Here is a 16,983-nt window from a genome sequence, read left to right as displayed (position 1 = left end):
GATGACCGCCGAGGAGCGGCTGGTCGCCACCGCGACGGACGGTTCAACCGTCTATCAGGCCGGGAACGACCTGCACCTGCACTTCGAGGAGAGCCTGCGCCGGGTCCGCCGGGCCCTCCCGGCCGGTGGGGGCGTCGAGTGCCCGTACCCCGGATTGCAGGCCTTCGGCGCCGGGCAGAGCCGATGGTTCTTCGGGCGGGACACGGTCACCGCGGACGTGCTGGTGCGGCTCGACCAGAGCCTGCGCGACGGCACCCCGCTGGCTCTGGTCGGCCCCTCCGGCGCCGGCAAGTCCTCGCTGCTCAACGCCGGTGTGCTCCCGGCGCTGGAACGGCAGCTGCTGGACGGCGGGCGCCAGTTCCGGTGCTTCGTCCTGACGCCGACCGCGCATCCGCTGCTCGTGTTCGCGGCCGCGACCGGGGTGGCGGCGGGCGACCCGGACAAGGTGTGGGCCGAGGTGACCGCCGACGGCCCGGTCGCCGTCGTCGTCGACCAGCTGGAGGAGTTGTTCACGCAGTGCGGCCCCGGGGAACGCCGCGACTTCGTGGAGCTGCTGGCCGCCGTACCCCAAGGTAATTTGCTGGTTCTCGGGATGCGGTCCGACTTCTACACGCAGTGCACCGGGCATCCGTGGCTGCGGCGCGTGCTGCAACGCAACCAGATCGTGCTCGGCGCGATGCGCGAGGAGGAACTGCGCCAGGCGATCCAGCTGCCGCTGCGCGGGCCGGACACCGGGGTGCGGATCGAACCGGGGCTGGTCGAGCTGCTGCTGCGCGACCTGGGCACGGTGCGCGGCCCGGACTCGGACGACGAATACCCGGCCGGTCGCCTGCCGCTGCTCGCGCACGCGCTGCGCGCCTGCTGGCACCAGCTGCACGGGCGCGAACTGACGGTCGACGGATACCAGGCGACCGGGGGCATCCGGCACGCCGTCGCGACCACGGCCGAGCACGTCTACCTGCGGCTCGACGACGCCCAGCGGGGTCTGGCCCGGACGGTGTTCCTGCGCATGGTCCGCATCGACGCGGACGCCGAGGACACCAGAAGACGATTATCCCGTACGGAAATAGCAGCCATCGGCAACGTGACCGCCCTGACCGCGGTGGTCGACGAGTTCGTCGACAGCCGTCTGCTGACCGCCCACGACGACGCCGTCGAGATCACCCACGAGGTCCTGCTGCACGCCTGGCCCCGCCTGCGGTCGTGGATCGACGACGACCGGGAGGGCCGGCTCACCCAGCAACGCCTGGCCGAGGCGGCCACCGAATGGCAGGCCGCCGACCGCGATCCGGGCACGCTCTACCGCGGGCAGCGCCTGGACACCGCGACCGCGTGGCACGCCCGGCACACCGCCGACCTGACCTCGCTGGAACGGGAGTTCCTGGCCGCCGGCGTCGAACTGCGCGACCGCGAACGGGACGCCGCCGCCCAGCGGGCCCGCCGGCTGCGCGGACTGGTCGCCCTGCTGGCCGCGCTGCTGCTGGTGGCCACCACGGCCGGGATCGTCGCCGCCGACCAGCGCGCCGACGCGCTCGGCCAGGCCTCGGTCAACCTGTCCCGGCAGGTCGCGCTGGAATCCGGCGACGTGCGCGAGGTCGACGCCGACCTGGCCATCCTGCTCGGTGCCGAGGCGGTGCGCCGCTCGCCGACGATCGAGGCCCGGGCGTCCGCGGTCTCGGCCGAGAACCAGCATCTGCTGGCCCGGCTCGACGGGCATCGGGGCGCGGTCACCGGCGCCGCCTTCGACGCGAGCGGTCACCTGCTGGCGACGGCCGGGCCCGATGACGTACGGCTGTGGGACGTCGCCGGCCGCACCCCGATCGCCCGCCTGGAGCAGCCCGGCGGCGCCTCCTCGGTGACCTTCACGGCGGGCGGGAAAGGGCTGGTCACGGGCGGTTCGGACGGCAACGTGTACCGGTGGGACGTGGCCACCCGGACCGCGCGGACACTGGCCGGGCACCACGGGCCGGTGACCGCGCTCGCGGCGGACGGGCGGACCCTGGCCAGCGCGAGCCGCGACGGCACGGTCCGGCTGTGGGACCTCACGACCGGGACGGCCACCGGTGTCATCAACACGGGGGTGCCGCTGAACGCGGTGGCGCTCAGCCCCGACGGTCGTGGCGTCGCGGCCGGTGGGGACGGTCACGACCTGCGGATCTGGGACGTGGGCACCCGCCGGGAACGCGTACGACTGCAGCGCAAACCGGCCGGCGGGCGGTGCGGGACGGTGAGCGAGTACGCGGTCACGTCGCTGTCGTTCAGCCCGGACGGTCGTACCCTGATCAGCGGCGACGGCGAGTCCTGCCTGATCACCGTCTGGGACCCGCGCACCGGCACCGCCACGACGACACTGTCGAACCACACCTGGGACATCAACCAGGTGTCGTTCAGCCCGGACGGCTCACAGATCGCCTCGACCAGCCGAGACTTCACCGTCCGGCTGTGGAACGCCAAGCTGTGGTCCCAGATGGAACGACGTACCGGCCACACCGGATCCGTCCTCGCCCTGGCCTGGGCCCCCGACGGGCGGCAGCTCATGACCGGCGGCGCCGACCAGTCGGTGCGGCTGTGGCGCACCCCGGCCCTGACCGGGCACACCGACGCGGTCAACGGCGTCGGCTGGCGGCCCGACGGGCGGGTGCTGGCCAGCGCCGGCCGGGACGGCAGCACCCGGATCTGGGACGTGTCGGCCGGGCGCACCGTGCAGACCCTCGCCGGGCACACCGGGGCGGTCGGTGGGGCTGCCTTCAGCCCGTCCGGGGATCTCCTGGTCACCGCCGGATACGACGGCACCGTGCGGTTCTGGGACGGGCACACCTACGCCCCGCGCGGCGTCCTCACGACCGGCCGGTCCGACTGGGCGTACGCGGAGTTCAGCCCCGACGGCCGGCGGCTCGCCACCTCCGGACCCGACTGCGTGACCCTGGTCTGGGACGTCGCGTCCCGGCGCGTCCTCTACCGGATCACCGCCCACCCGGCCGGCGTCGACCGGGCCGTGTTCAGCCCGGACGGGCGGCTGCTGGCCACCGCCGGCGCCGACAACCGGATCGGGGTGTTCGACGCCGCGACCGGCCGGCCGATCCGCATGATCGACGGGCACCTCAGCCCGGTCTACGGCATCGTCTTCACGCCGGACAGCCGGCAGATCATCAGCGCGGGCGGCGACCGCTACCTACGCGTCTGGGACACCGCGACCGGAGCACCGGCCGGCACGTTACGGGGGCACCGCGGCCTGGTCCTGTCGCTGGCCATCAGCCGCGACGGCCGACACCTGGCCTCGGGCGACGTCGAGAACAACGTGATGACCTGGGACCGGGCCGGTCAGACACAGCTGACGAGCTTCGAGAACCGGCACACCGCGCCGGTCACGGCGGTCGCTTTCGCCCCGGACGGGCTGACCCTCGCCTCGGCCGCCCGCGACGGATCGGTCCGGCTGTGGCAGACCGACTTCGACGCCACCGACCTCAGCCGTCGCTTGTGCGCCACCATCAACCGGGATCTGACCAGGGACGAGTGGCGTCAATATCTGTCCGGTGAGACGTACGAGCCGACCTGCCCCCGCTGATCAGGGACCGGCCGGCCCGGTCGTCACGCGCTCAGCCTCTTGCCGGCCAGCCCCAGGGTGGTCAGGGCCGCGAGTTCGAGGACCACGCTGCCGCTCATGAAAAGCAGCACGAGGGACTTGAGTGCCTGCCGGTACTCGGACTCGGTGACCGGGAGAAGTCCGCCGTGCACGTTCAGGTAGTAGTGACCGCCGGAGATGGTCGGCTGCCCGGCGGGCCAGCCGCCCGTCCCGGCAATCTTGACCGCGATGACGGTGACGGCCAGCACCGCGAACATTGCTGCCGCCGCGGTGAGGACCTGGCGCCAGCGGTCGGCCGTCAGCGGGCGCTCGGCGATCCCCCGCTTGTTCAGCGTCTTCCGGGTCCGGTCGCTCGCGATCAGCAACGCGATGGCCGGCAGCACCCCGAGAACCACCACCCCGAGGGGCAGCGGCGGCAGGGCCGGGATCGCGGCCCAGATCACGGCGAGCAGGGTCAGAGCCGGCACCACCGCCGCGATCACGACGAGCGTGTCCAGGAGACGTGCCAAGCCTCGACCTGTCATGGGTGAACCATCCCGCCTGTACGTCGGATGCGGGGGAACGTGAGGCAGTGCCCCTCGTTCCCCCGCGCTTCGGATCATTCTTGCGTCAGCGGATCACGCCGCTCACTCGGGATCTTTGTCGTAGTGGAGGATGGTGTACGAATTGCCGTCGGTCAGGGTGAGTCCGTAACCGGGGCCGATCGTGACGTTCCACGTGGTCTCCGGCGAGCCGTCCAGTTTCGACCCGGTGGATTTGGTGACGGTCCCCGACGCGACGTAGCCGGCGCCGTAGTTGTTCGTGTGGAACGGCCCCGCCTGGTCCTGGACGCGCCCGTTCGACCAGGTCACACCGCCGCCCCAGTTGGCGCCGATCTTGCCCTTGGACGTCGGCCCGCTGGTGAGCCCGTTCGAGTGGTCGAAGGTGAGGGTGCCCCCGGACCCCTGGTCGTCGAACATCAGGCAACCCGACACGGAGACCGACGCGATGTAGATGCCGACACCACCGCCGAGGCAGAACCCGAAGCTTCCGGTGTACGTGCCCGGCTCCGGAATACCGGTGGTCGGCAGCGTGTCACCCCAGGGCGTCGGGTGCGGTACCGGATGCCCCTTGATGTTGGTCTTGGTCGGGACCCACCGCACCGTGGGCGGGCGCTGCGGAGTGCGCCGGCCCGGCGTGTACGTATGCGAGCTGGTCACGATCCGGGCGTGCGGCGCGTGGTGCCGCACCAGCGCCGCGTGCCGCGGGTCGGTGTGCACGGTGACCACCGGCTTCGGCTTGGGCTTGGAGTTGCCGTGCACGTCGTCGAAGTAGTCGGTGCGCAGACCGGTCGGGTCGGAGTGCGTCACCGGGCTGTCCCCGGCGTAGGCGAACCCGTTGAGCTGCGACGGATCGTCCGGGTCGACCACCGGGTCCCGGCTGATGAACGCACCCAGCGAGGAGTCGTACTCCCGCGCGCCCTCGTGGATCAGGCCGGTCGGATCCTGGTCGCCGCCGACGAACGACTTGGTGCCGACCCAGGTCACGGCCGGTCCGACCGCGTTGCCGTACGGATCCTGGTACCGCTTGGTGGTGGCCTGCGCCGCCGTGTCGTCGATCGCGATCGTGCTGGTGCCGTTCGGGTCGCAGCTCAGGTACTGCAGTCCGGCGGCGGTGCGCTGGGCGACCGTCTGGTTGTTGAACGAGTAGTACCGGGTCGCCGTCTTCACACCGGTGGTGGAGAGCCGCAGCTCCACGTCACCGATGTAGAGCGTCGTACCGGTCGGGTCGTGGGCGATCAGCCGGTTGCCGTCCGGGTCGTAGACGTAGGTGTAGTGGCTGCTGCCCTCGGTGAGCGAGACCAGGTGGTTCTCGGCGTCCCACTGCAGGGTCTGCTGCCCGCTCGTGCCCGGCCGGCTGATCGTGTTGCCGGCCGCGTCGTACGTGTACGCCTTGGCCGTCCCGGTGGTGCTGGTCGTGCCGCTCACCGCGTGCGGGTGGCCGGCCTGACCGTAGGCCGAGGTGACCGTGGTGGTCGCCGCCGCCGTGTGGGTGACCTCGGTCTGCCGGTTACCGGTGCTGCCGTCGAAGGTCCAGGACTTCCAGTACGGCGCGGCCCCGCCGAGCTGCGCGGTCGCCGGCGTCACCGCACAGTCGCCGCCGGCCGGGGTCCACGCGCCGTTCAGGCGCTGCAACCCGTCGTAGGTGTAGCACTGGGTCTCGGCCGTGCCCGATGCGGGCGTGTCGGCGGCCTTGGTGATGTTGCCCAGCGCGTCGTAGGTGTAGTGCACGTCCCCGACGATGGTGGACGCGGTCGACTTGAGGGTCTTGGCCTCCACGAGCCGGTGGGTGCTCTCGTCGTAGGTCAGCGCCTGCTGGGCGAACGGTGCGGTGCTGCTGTCGGCGAAGGTGGTGATCGCCGGCTCGCCGTAGCTCGTGTACTGGGTGGAGAGCACGATCTGCTTGGTCGTGCCACCGATGTCCGTCTTGAGGCTGTACGGACGTCCGGTCGCCTGGTCGTAGCTGTAGTTGAGCGTCTCGGTGGGCACGTCCCCGGTGGCCGGGAGCGTCTTGCTGTTCATCGTGCCGTCGAGGTTGTAGGTCGCGCTGAACCCGTACGTCCCGGCCAGGGTCCCCTCGGAATCCGGAATCGTGGCGATCGTGCCGGCCTGCTGGTAGAGGTTGTTGTAGCCGATCACCGTGCTCTTGTACTCATTGGTGCCGACGAACCGGCTGGACGAGGTCAGGTGACCCTTGGCCAGGGTGTCGTACGTCCAGGTGGCCAGCTTGGTGCCGGTGCCGACGGCGCCGAGCCAGGTGGCGGTCCGGCGGCCGAGCGGGTCGACGTAACCGGCGGGCAGCGTGTAGTCGTACGACAGGGTCCGGCTCAGCGCGTCGGTCGTGCTGGTGACGTCGCCGGCGTCGTCGTAGGCCGTCGTGGTGGTGCCGCTGTCCGGGTCGGTGCTGCTGACCGTGCGGCCGAGCAGGTCGAACGCGTACTTCCACTGGCTGCCGCCGTTGTCGGTGACGACGGTCTGCTCGCCCTTCTCGTTGTAGGTGTACTTGGTCGACTCGTACGTGCCGCTGATCGTGGTGCCGAGGTAGCGCCGCAGCTCGACCGTGTTGCCCAGCGCGTCGGTGACGGTCGAGGTGGGCGTGCCGGCCGACGGGGTCGCGGCGTCGGCGGCCGGGGTGACGTCGACCCGGTCACCGCCGTACGCCGTGGTGGTGTGCCATTGGGTGACGCCGTGGGCGACGAACGCCGATCGGGTCTCCCGGCCGGCCCCGTCGTAGGTGGTGAGCGTCTGCGCCGGCACGGCCTGGTCGAGCGGCGCCGGGAAGAGCGTGGTGCCGGGCGCGTCGGCGTTGTAGTAGGGCCCGCTCTCCTTCACCGTCTGCCCGAGCGAGTCGTAGAAGACGTCCGAGACGGTACGGCCGCCGCCGGGCGCGAGCTCCTGCGTCTGCCGCTCGCGCAGCAGGCCGTCGTAGAACGCGTACGTCGGCACGTAGGTGGCCTGCGAGTCGAGGTTGCTGGTGGTCACCACCGACGGCGCCGTCTGGCTGATCAGGTAGGCGAACGTGGTGTTGGCCGTGGCGTTACCGCTCTTGGACCGGGTCGGTTTCCAGATCGCGGTCTTGCGGCCGAACGGGTCGTAGGTCGTGTCGGTCCGCTTGTTGTTCTCGTCGACCGACCCGGTGACCACGCCGTAGCCGGGGGCGATCTCCGCGGAGACGACCCAGCCGAGCGGGTTCTTGGTGGTCTTGGTCGCGGTGACCGGACCGCCGGTCGCCGGGGTGAACTCGGTGAGCGTGTGGTTGCCGCGCACGTCGGTGGTGTCGGTGACCCGGCCGTACGCGTCGTAGACCCGGGCCGCCGTGGTCAGCCACGTGATGGACGACGTCGTCCACGCCTTGGCGGTCTGCTCCTTGGTGATGTCGCCCTTGGTCGGGGCGGTGCCGTAGGCCTGGCCGTCGAAGCTGCTCTCGACGTCGGAGATCACGTCGTCCTGGGTGGCCGGCGCGGTGCCGCAGGGCTTGGCGTACTCCTGGGTCCGTCCGACCGTGTCCAGCAGGTTCGCGGTCGTGTTGCGGTTGTAGGTGGTGATCGTGCAGGTGTCGTCGTCGCTCTTGGCGAGGTCACCCTTGTCCCACACCTGCGTGGTCATGCCGTACGCGTCGAGGGTGTTGACCTTCTCGGTGCGCTGCGGCGAACGGCCGCCGTCCAGGTCGGTGCGCGAGTGCGTGGCGGCGACACCGGTGCGGTAGGCCGCCACGGTGAGGCCGTTGATCGTGCGCGTCGCGATCGCCGCGGATTTCCACGGGTCGTCGATCTCGCCGCTGACCTCGGCACCGCCAGGGCCGTTGGTCACGATCGTCTCGCGCTTCATGCCGGCGTACGCGTTGTCGTCGGCGACCGTGGCCCCGGTCGAGTCGGTCACCTGCGCGGAGCGGGTGCCGGACGAGGTCTTGTCGCCGTTCATGCCCTGGAAGTAGCGGACCGTGGTGCTCGACTTCGGGTCGCCGGTGTCGCCGGTCGTGGTGGTGACCGTGCTGTAGCCGCGGAACTGGGCCCACGTCTTGCGTGAGGCCGGCACCAGGCCGTTGTCCTCGTCGTAGTGCCAGGCCGGCGTGCCGTAGTCGTAGGTGGTGTAGACGCGGGGACCGCCGCCGGTCTGGTCGTTCTCCGAGACCGCGGTGACCCGGTACTTGTTGAACCAGTCGATGCGCGGGTTGGTCTCGGTCGGCCGCGTCCAGAAGCTCGGATAGCAGCTCGTGGTGTTGGCGTCGGGGGTCGGCGTCGACCCGGCCACGCACTCCTGATCGGAGTAGGTGACCCCGATCAGGTCACCGGTCTCGGTGGTGATCGAGGCGATCCGCCACCAGTTCATCTTGGCCGTGTTGTCGGTGGCGGTGTCGACCCGGTTGGCCTTCTGGATGCCGGTGAACGAGACGTCGGGCAGGGTCGCCGTGCCGCCGTAGAGGCCGGTGTGCGAGATCGACGACAGCCACAGGCCGGCCCGCGTGCTGTCACCCGGATCCGGGTAGCTCTGGTGCAGCGTCCACTTCTCCACCGGGACGTAGGCGCTGGTCGCGGCGTTCCAGACGGAGGTCTGCACGGTGTCCAGGCGCTTCTGGGTGAAGAACGTCGGCGCGTAGTCGGTGCACGAGGTGGTCGACGTGCAGGACTGGTCCCAGGGAACGTCCGGCCAGTTCGACGGGGTGCTCGACACACAGGTCGCGCCCGCGGTGACACACCGGTCGGCCGGCGTGAAGTCGACCTTGTTGGGCGCCTTGGTGGTCAGGTCGCTGTCCTTGGCCCCGGTGTGCTGGTCGGTGCCGTAGTCGATGCGGCTCAGGTAGCCGCCCCGGGTGTAGGTCGAGATCGAGCTCTTGGTCAGGTTCCGGGCGTACTTGTTGGTCTCCGGGGTGTACCACAGCGACATCGTGTCGCCGTGCGGGTCGACGACGTAGTCGAGGTTCCACTCGTAGGCCTGGCTGCACGACGCCGACGCGAACGTGGCGTTGTAGCAGGGCTCGCCGGAGTTGTTGCCGAACACCGGCACGGTGTACGCCGAGTTGGTGACCGGGTTGCCGGTCGCCCAGCCGGCGATGTGGTTGAGGCCGAAGAAGTACTGGGTGCCGTCGGTGGTGGTGACCTTCCAGTACTCGCCGTCGTTGTCGCCGTTGGTCGCGCCGGTCAGCAGCTGCACCTTGGAGCCGTCGTCGCCCTTGAGCGACCAGTGCCCGTCGGTGTCGTCGCGGACCAGTTCGCCGGCGTGGCCGGGCATGGCCAGCGTCGCGTTGGCCGTGCCCCAGCACAGGTCGCCGGTCTTGGTCTTGTTCGTGGCCGTGCCGCCCATGTCCTCGGCGCACGCCTTGTAGTTGCGCACGATCGAGCCGGGCTGGTAGCTGAAGCCCTCACCGACCCAGCCGGGCTGGTTGTTGGAGGCCGCCATCTCCCCGTCGACCGACGCCGACGAGTAGTTCAGCGCGACGGCCGGCTCCGGGCCGCCCTGTGCGGGCGGCACCCGCATCGGGTACGACCAGGTGAAGTCGCCCGACTGGTTGCCGCCGGTCCAGGTCGCCGACGCCTTGAGCGGGGTGGCCGTGAAGTCACCGGCGTCGCCGGACGGTCCCGAGGTCAGCGCGAGCGTGGTGGCCTGCGTGGTGGCGGCCAGCGTGACGGTCGCGGTGACCTTCGCGGCCGTGGTGTCGTTGCGCGACGGCACCTCGACCGGCTGGCAGGCGGCCGCGTCCGGGGTGGTGGTGGCGCAGTCGGGCACCTGGACCAGCCGGAGACGCCCGGCCCAGTCGGCGCCGTAGGCCGACCGGAACGAGCCGTAGTCGACCGCGACGTCGACCGGTCCGGCGCTCGGCGCGGCGGCGGTCCGGCTGACCTTGATCAGCATGTCCCGCTTGGCCCGGACGGCGTCGTCGTGCCCGAGGATCCGGACCCGGACCGAGGACTTGGCGGTGGTGCCGACGCTGACCGGGGTGCCGGTCACCGCGACCGCACGGCGACCGGCCGGAGCGGCGACGACGGTGTCCGACGCGGCCGGCCAGGTGACTCCGGGGGCCTTGCGCAGGGCGGCGGCCCCGGCCGGGTCGGCCGGCCGCTTGGCGGCCGGCTTCGCCTTTCCGGGGGCGACGCTGGGGGTGTCGGGGGCGGTCAGCTTGGCGGTCCGGTCCACGGCGGCGTACGCGGGCTGGTTGCCCACGACCCCGACGGACAGGACGATCGCCAGGCCCGCGGTGAGCAGGGCGCGGCCGGTCACGGCAGCCTCCATCAGGCGTCTCACTGGTTGGCCAGGACGTAGTAGGGGTCGTTGAACCGGTAGAGGTTGCTGATCTCGGTGGCGCTCAGCACCCCGTTGAACAGGCCCACGTTGTCGATGCCGCCGTTCCACAGGTAGGCGTTGGCGTTCTGCCAGCGCCCGCTGCCGACCGCGACGGATCCGCTGGTGTACCAGGGGGCTGCGGTGAACGTCGCGGTGCCGGCCACCGTGCCGTTGACGTAGAGCGTCAGCACCTTGGTGGTGGCGTCGAACGCGCCGATCAGGTGCACCCAGGTCCCGGCCGTGGCGGTGGCCGTCGACTGGGCGACCGTGGCCGTCGGGCTGGTCACGTCCGAGCCGTGCATCCAGAAGTCGTAGTGGTTGGTGCTGCTCAGACCCAGGCCGAAGTTGGCCGTCACGGCGCCGTTCTGCGAGACCGCGTTGGTGTAGGTGCTGTTCGGCGCGGCCGGGTCGACCCAGGCCGACACCGTGAACGAGCCGTCGGTGCGCACCGAGGGACGGGCCGAGAGGCCGTAGTCCGGGTGGGTCGGCGTGAGAATGGCCGCCGGGGTGCCGCCGGTGCCGGGCGGGTTCATGTCGTCGATCCCCACCTGCGGGCTGCCGGTCCAGGTCAGCGGGTTCGCGACCGGGTCCTTGGCGTTCTGCGCGGGGACGAGACCGAGCGGGTACTGGTCGGCCCAGCTGGAGGCGCTGAGCGTCGCGATGTCGGCCTGGTAGGCGACCCGGTCCCAGACCCGTACGGCCGAGATGTCGCCGGCCCACCAGCCGCTGGAGGCGTCGACGTAGCGTTCCCGGCCGATGACGAACGGGCCGGTCGCGTCCCAGAGCGGGCCGGTCAGCGCGGCGGTCTGCTGCAGGACACCGTTGACGTAGAGGCGGATCTGGTTGGCCGACAGGTCGTAGACGCCGAGCAGGCTGCTCCACGACCCGACCGGCGCGGTCGCGGTCGACAGCGTCCGGGTGGTCACCACCGAGCTGGAGTCCGAGGCGATCACGTCGAAGGTGAACTTGCCCTGGAAGCAGCCGAGGTAGAAGCCGCTGGTGTGCACGCCGTCCTGGCCGACCGCGTTGGTCGTGCAGGAGGTGCCGGACGGGCGCACCCAGGCAGCCACCGAGAAGGACGTGTCGGTGTGGATCGGGGCGGTCGCGGTCAGCTGCGAGCTGGTGCCGTTGAAGTGCCCGACGCTGTGCCCGATCTGCCGGCCGTCGGCCGTCCAGGTCAGGTTGGCCGCGGTGGCCGGGTGGGCGCCGGTGCCGCCGTCGGTTCCGTTGCCGTCCAGGGCCCAGTCACCGACCGGCGCGTCGGGCGCGGCGACCAGGAACTCCGCGCTGCCCATGGCCGACACCGCACCGGTGCCGGTGTACGCGTACGCCTGCAGGGTGTTGTCCCCCGCCGCGGTCGGCGTGTAGGAGACGGTCACCGGGGCGCCGGCCGTGGTGGTCACGGTCTGCAGTGCACCGGGTGGCCCCCAGGTGTACTTGACCACGGATGCCTTGGTGGCCTCGGGCGCCGCGATGGTGAACGTCCCGGGCTTGCCCACACCGCCGTGGAGCTGGTTGTCGTCCGGGTAGCGGCCGTCGGCCGAGGTGATCGACGGTGGCTCGGGAACGGTGTTGTCGATCTTGAAGTAGCAGGTTGCGGACGACGAGTCGGTGCCGTCGGTGACCGACACGCTCCACGAGTAGGTCGCGCCGGTCGGGACCGCCGCGGCCGGGATGCCGTTGACCAGTTTCTGGCTGGTGCCACTGGCCACGTTCGGGTACGACGTGGTCGTGGTCCCGCCGCCGGCCGCCGGGTAGGTGAACGAGACCGTCGAGGCATCACCCTCGGCGTCGGTGACCGTCACGACCGGGACCGGGTTGTGCGCCGGGCTGCCGAGCGTGGCCAGAGCCGGGGCACTGGCCGCGGTGGTCGTGCAGGTGGCGGCGTCGGTGTGACCGTTGCTGATCACCGGCGCGGTGTTGTACGTGACCGACAGGTGCGCGCCGGTCGAGGTGGCCGTCTCGTCGAACTTCTTCCAGCCGTTCGACCCGTTCGTGGAGACCGTCTCGTCGGCCGCCCGCAGTCCGAAGGTGATCGTCGCGTTGCCGTTGGCCGCGGCGACCTCACTGGTCAGAGCGGTCGTGCTCCACTCGGTGTGCACGCCGGTGGCGTCGTTGCAGTTCTGGTTGGACGCGGTCGCCAGCGACGATCCCCACGCGGCCGAGTTCGACGTCCAGGTGGTCGTCGAGCTCAGCGCCTGGGTGACGTGGTGCAGCTGGGTCACGGTGTTGCTGCAGCTCCACGAGTGCAGCAGGTTGTCCGAGAAGGTCGCCGCGGTGACGTGCTTGCCCTGCCAGGTCGAGGTGGAGAACTGGAACAGCGACCGGTACATGTCGGTGCCGTCGCCGGCGTTGCCGACCTTGGCGTGGTCGGACCGGTCGTAACTCCAGTACTGCTGGCTCGGGTGACCCTTGTTGATCATCGCCCAGTAGGTGCGGGCCGGCGACGACGACTTCGGGTCGATGAAGACCGGGAACGTCGTGGCCGGATCGGTCAGCATGCTGTGCGCCGGGGTCATCACCAGCGTCGTCCCGGACATCCGGGTCGGCATCGTCGCGGTGTGCGCGCCCGAGCCGGGCCCGTCGAAGGTGGACACCGTCTCGGAGAGCACGTCCTCGGCCGGCATCGAGGCCGACGGCTTGATGGCCGGCAGCGTCGAGTCCCACATGGCGGCCGGGCCGATGTCGAAGGCGTCGCCGACCGCCGCGGCCGGGGTCGTCGCCCGGCCGGCCGCTCCGGCCGCGGTCAGCCCGGTGCCCGAGAGCGCGAACCGCAGCGCCGCCAGCTCCGGGTTCCGCGCCGCCTCGGCGGTCTTCACGACCAGCACCTCGGCGAAGCCCCACTCGTCCACGTGCAACTTCAGATCAACACCGGGAAGCACTTCGGCGTACGTCGCCACCGGGCCCGACATCGTCGGCGCCGGAAGAGCCACGCCGGTCCAGGTCCAGACCAGCTCGCGGCCCTGGCTGGCCACCCGCGCGAGCGGTCCGGTGCCGCCGCCGGAGAGCACGACCGCGGTCGGCGAGGCGATCGGCGACACGGTGCCGTCGCCGTTCACGTGCAGCGTGGTGTCGACCTGGGCCCAGGTGCCGTCGGCCCGCCGGATGCGCTCCGGGACGGCCGACTCGGTCGCCGTGAACGAGCCGTTCGCGTTCGCCACCAGCGTGGACGTGGAGGTGGTGGCGTTCTCCACCTTCACCGTCGTCCGGCAGGACTGCGCCAGCCTCGACGCCGACGCCGCGTCCGGGCGTCCCCGGGTCGCACAGGCCGCCTCGGCGGCACTGGATGTAGTAGGGGGTCCTCCGGCGGCAACCAGGATTGCGGCGAGGGTCAGACCCGTGAGGGCCACCCATCGCGCGATCGTCGGTCGTCCCCGTGAACCGTCTCGTGATTGAGCCAGGTCTCTATTTGCCGCCGTCACTCGCTCATGATCAGTAACGGCTTGATCACCGAGGCATGACATTTGCATGCACTGATCAATGACGAATGTCAGGCCACATCGGAGCCCGGCGTGAGTTAATGCGGCCGATCGCGGGGCGCGCTATCGCCGTACGTCCAAATAGGATCTTTCTTGCTTTTGCCGAGGATATCGAAGAACTCGGCCATTTCCCATCGACCGGTGGAATTCCGGCGATCGGCCCGGCGCCGGGTCACGGGTGGAAGCGCCACCGGCCCTCGGAGATGACGTCGGGCCGGCCGTCGCGGACGCGGACGGCGGTCTCGTCGTCGATGAAATAGATCGGGAAGTCGGCCCGCTCGACGATCCGATCGGCCCAGGCGTCGTCGCGCTCCGGGAACTCCGGCGAGCCCAGGTGCGGCTTCAGATACCAGTCGAAGAGGCCGAACGGTGATTCCACCGTCGTCGCGCCGAGCACGTGCAGGTCGGCCACGTCGCCGATGACCTCGGCCGCGTGCGCGGTCAGGTTCCGGCTGAAGATCATCGAGCCGGCGCTGACGCCCACGTAGACCGGGACCGACCGGAAACCCTCGGCCAGGTCGTTGCCGCTGATGCTGCGCGCGAGATGGTAGTGGCTGCCGCCCTCGACGTAGACGACGTCGGCCCGGGCCAACCGGTCCAGCACCATCGGCCGGGGCAGACCGTTCAGCTCCAGGACGTCGAACGAGCGCCAGCCGAGCCCGTGCAGCCGGACCATGTCGGCCACCAGCCACCCGTGGTCGCCGGGCTCGGCCGTCGCCGCGGTCGGCACGTACACGACGTCGGCCGACCCGAACGGTTTGCCCAGCATGTCCCGCAGCGCGTCCCGCAACGTGTCGTTGCGCAGGCCGTTCGACGTCAGCAGAAGATCCACCGGGCCACCCAACCACGCGCGGACGGGCCCGCGCGACGCGGGGCGGGCGGACTGCGTACTGTATGGCCGGTCTTGTCCATGACCTTGGATGGGTGTGGCCGATGAAGAGCCCCCTGCGCCCCGGCGACCCGAGCGAGCTGGGCGGCTACGAGCTGCTGGCCCGGCTCGGCGAGGGCGGCATGGGCTCGGTCTTCCTCGGGCGGCGCTCCGACGGTCTCGCGGTCGCGATCAAAATCATCAAGCCCGAGTACGCCCATGAGGAAGAGTTCCGTGGGCGGTTCCGCAGCGAGGTCAAGCGCGCCCGCCAGGTCCCGCCGTTCTGCACGGCCGCGGTGCTCGACGCCGATCCCGAACACCGCACGCCGTACCTGGTGGTCGAGTACGTCGACGGCCCCAGCCTGGACGAGGTGATCCTGCGCGACGGCCCGATGACCGACGGCCGGCTGCACAGTGTCGCGGTCGGGGTGGCGACCGCGCTGACCGCGATCCACGGCGCCGGGGTCATCCACCGTGACCTCAAGCCGCGCAACGTGCTGCTCGCCCTCGGCGCCCCCAAGGTGATCGACTTCGGTATCGCCCGGGCCCTGGAGGTGACCAGCCAGCACACACATCCGGACCAGATGGTCGGCACGGTCGCCTACATGGCGCCGGAACGCTTCGACGGCGCGCACCGCGACATCACGCCGGCCGCCGACGTGTTCGCCTGGGGCGCGGTCATCGCGTACGCGGGCACCGGCCGCACCCCGTTCCGCGCCGATTCCCCGGTGGCGACCGCGGCCCGGATCCTCACCCAGGCCCCGGATCTGACCGGATTGTCGGGGCCGCTGGCCGATCTGGTGGCGCTGTCGCTGGCCAAGGACCCGGTGGAACGCCCGACCGCCCACGAGCTGCTCAACCTGCTGCTGGCCCAGCACACCGGCGGTCAGTCGCCGAGCCGCGGCCACACGCTCGATCCGCTCCTGCGCGAGGCGGCCGAGGCCGCGCAGCTCTCCGGCCGCTACGCCTCCGGGACACATCGCAAGCGCCGCCGCGCCCGCACGGTCGTCGCCTCCGCCGCCGCGGCCACGCTGCTCGCGGCCGGGACCGGCCTCTATCTCGCGCACGAGCTGGCGCCGGAGCCGACGCCGACGCCGGAGGCGGCCGTGACCCCGGCGGTCGCGCAGCCCACGATGCCCACGCCGGGCGCGGTGCGCGGGCCCTGGGTGGTCGACGCGCTGACGCGGCCCGGGCAGTGGAAGAACTCCACCGACAACTACGGCGGCCGCTGCACATTCGACCAAGGCCTGGTCATGACCACGCCCGACATCGGCATCGAGTGCCCGGGCCCGACCCAGACGTTCGCCGGCGATCAGTCGATCACCGTCGATGTCACGCTGAAGACCGCGCAGTCCTGCGCCACGATCTCGTTCCGGGCCGCCGGCGACGGCGCCTACTGGCTCGATCTCTGCCCGGCGACCGTGCGGTTCCGCCACCAGGGCGCCGTCCGCCGGGACACGCTGAGCGAGAAGGCCACCGCCGTGTTCACCCCGGGCCGGACCCGCAAGGTCGCGTTGACCGTGCTCGACGAGCGGGCGACGCTGGCCGTCGACGGATCGGCGATCCTCGATGCCCAGCTGCCCGACCCGAGTCTGCTCGCCGGGAAGGTGGCCTTCGGGGTCGCGCCGGTCGGCAACAGCGACAAACCGGCCGCCGCTATGGTCGCCCACGCGGAGATCCGGCCCATTTCGGCCACCCCGGCACCTTCGGCGCCGACCACCAGATCACAACCTTTCACCGACGTACGGCGGGAAAGCGCCACGTCGATCGTGATCGTGCACGCCTACGACCCGAAGTCCCGGTCCGTCGTCGTCGAACCGGTGCTGTTCATGTCCGGCGACGAGTACTGCAAGACGTTCGGCCTGAAGCCGTCCGCCGACACCCCGTGCGAGCGGGAATGGGTGACCGAGGACAGCCGCATGACGGTGACCCTGCCCACTTCCGCCTCCCCCAAGCTCACCAGCACGTTCGACGATCCGGAGCGCTGCGCCGGCGACCCGGTGACCGTCGGGACCTGCAAGATCAGCGGAAACGCCCTGGCCGAGCGGCTCGCGGGCGACGGGCTGGCCGAGGTGACGACCGCCGACGGCGTCGTCACGGGCGTGGCCGAGGTCTACACGCCGTGACCCCCCCGTACGGGGAAAGGGTCTTGACTAAGATCTTGAATGTCGAAAAATTGACCGATCTGGCGGTCAACGTTTTCGGTCGCCGGCGCGTCTTCTAAGATGCAGCAAC

General features: G+C 71.0%; 6 protein-coding genes. 2 read left to right on the top strand and 4 right to left on the bottom strand.

Features of this window, described 5'->3' with window-relative positions:
- Window position 1: 1 nt before the first annotated feature.
- Window positions 2–3,565 carry an nSTAND1 domain-containing NTPase gene (locus ACSHV8_RS09660; RefSeq protein ID WP_436531504.1) on the top strand — a complete coding sequence of 1,188 codons (3,564 nt, stop codon included), beginning with the start codon at window positions 2–4 and terminating at the stop codon, window positions 3,563–3,565.
- A 23-nt stretch (window positions 3,566–3,588) separates the two neighbouring features.
- Here the strand turns inward: ACSHV8_RS09660 and ACSHV8_RS09655 are convergent, their stop codons facing one another.
- The 4 genes from ACSHV8_RS09655 to ACSHV8_RS09640 all read right to left on the bottom strand — a co-directional run bounded on the left by ACSHV8_RS09655 (window position 3,589) and on the right by ACSHV8_RS09640 (window position 14,712).
- A complete protein-coding gene (locus tag ACSHV8_RS09655) occupies window positions 3,589–4,092 on the bottom strand; it encodes a hypothetical protein (RefSeq protein WP_436531502.1) in 504 nt (167 codons plus the stop codon).
- 117 nt (window positions 4,093–4,209) lie between these two features.
- On the bottom strand, window positions 4,210–10,350 hold the full coding sequence (locus tag ACSHV8_RS09650; protein ID WP_436531500.1) for an RHS repeat-associated core domain-containing protein: 6,141 nt from the start codon (window positions 10,348–10,350) through the stop codon (window positions 4,210–4,212).
- A gap of 8 nt (window positions 10,351–10,358) precedes the next feature.
- Window positions 10,359–13,595: a LamG domain-containing protein gene (locus ACSHV8_RS09645; RefSeq protein WP_436531498.1), complete on the bottom strand. Its 3,237-nt coding sequence runs from the start codon at window positions 13,593–13,595 to the stop codon at window positions 10,359–10,361.
- A gap of 457 nt (window positions 13,596–14,052) precedes the next feature.
- Window positions 14,053–14,712, bottom strand: a complete 660-nt coding sequence (locus ACSHV8_RS09640) for a Type 1 glutamine amidotransferase-like domain-containing protein (RefSeq protein ID WP_436531497.1) — start codon at window positions 14,710–14,712, stop codon at window positions 14,053–14,055.
- 101 nt (window positions 14,713–14,813) lie between these two features.
- Here ACSHV8_RS09640 and ACSHV8_RS09635 point away from each other — a divergent pair, with 101 nt between their 5' ends.
- A complete protein-coding gene (locus ACSHV8_RS09635) occupies window positions 14,814–16,874 on the top strand; it encodes a serine/threonine protein kinase (RefSeq protein ID WP_436531495.1) in 2,061 nt (686 codons plus the stop codon).
- Window positions 16,875–16,983: the final 109 nt, after the last annotated feature.

Origin of the sequence: Actinoplanes sp. HUAS TT8 (assembly GCF_051380535.1) — a bacterium.
Lineage (GTDB): Bacteria > Actinomycetota > Actinomycetes > Mycobacteriales > Micromonosporaceae > Actinoplanes.
This window is presented reverse-complemented; position numbering and strand designations above follow the sequence as displayed.

Bases quoted from the DNA above. Each gene is read 5' to 3' on its own strand.
- ACSHV8_RS09660 (WP_436531504.1), top strand. From the start codon at position 2: ATGACCGCCGAGGAGCGGCTGGTCGCCACCGCGACGGACGGTTCAACC.
- ACSHV8_RS09650 (WP_436531500.1), bottom strand. From the start codon at position 10,350: ATGGAGGCTGCCGTGACCGGCCGCGCCCTGCTCACCGCGGGCCTGGCG.
- ACSHV8_RS09635 (WP_436531495.1), top strand. From the start codon at position 14,814: ATGAAGAGCCCCCTGCGCCCCGGCGACCCGAGCGAGCTGGGCGGCTAC.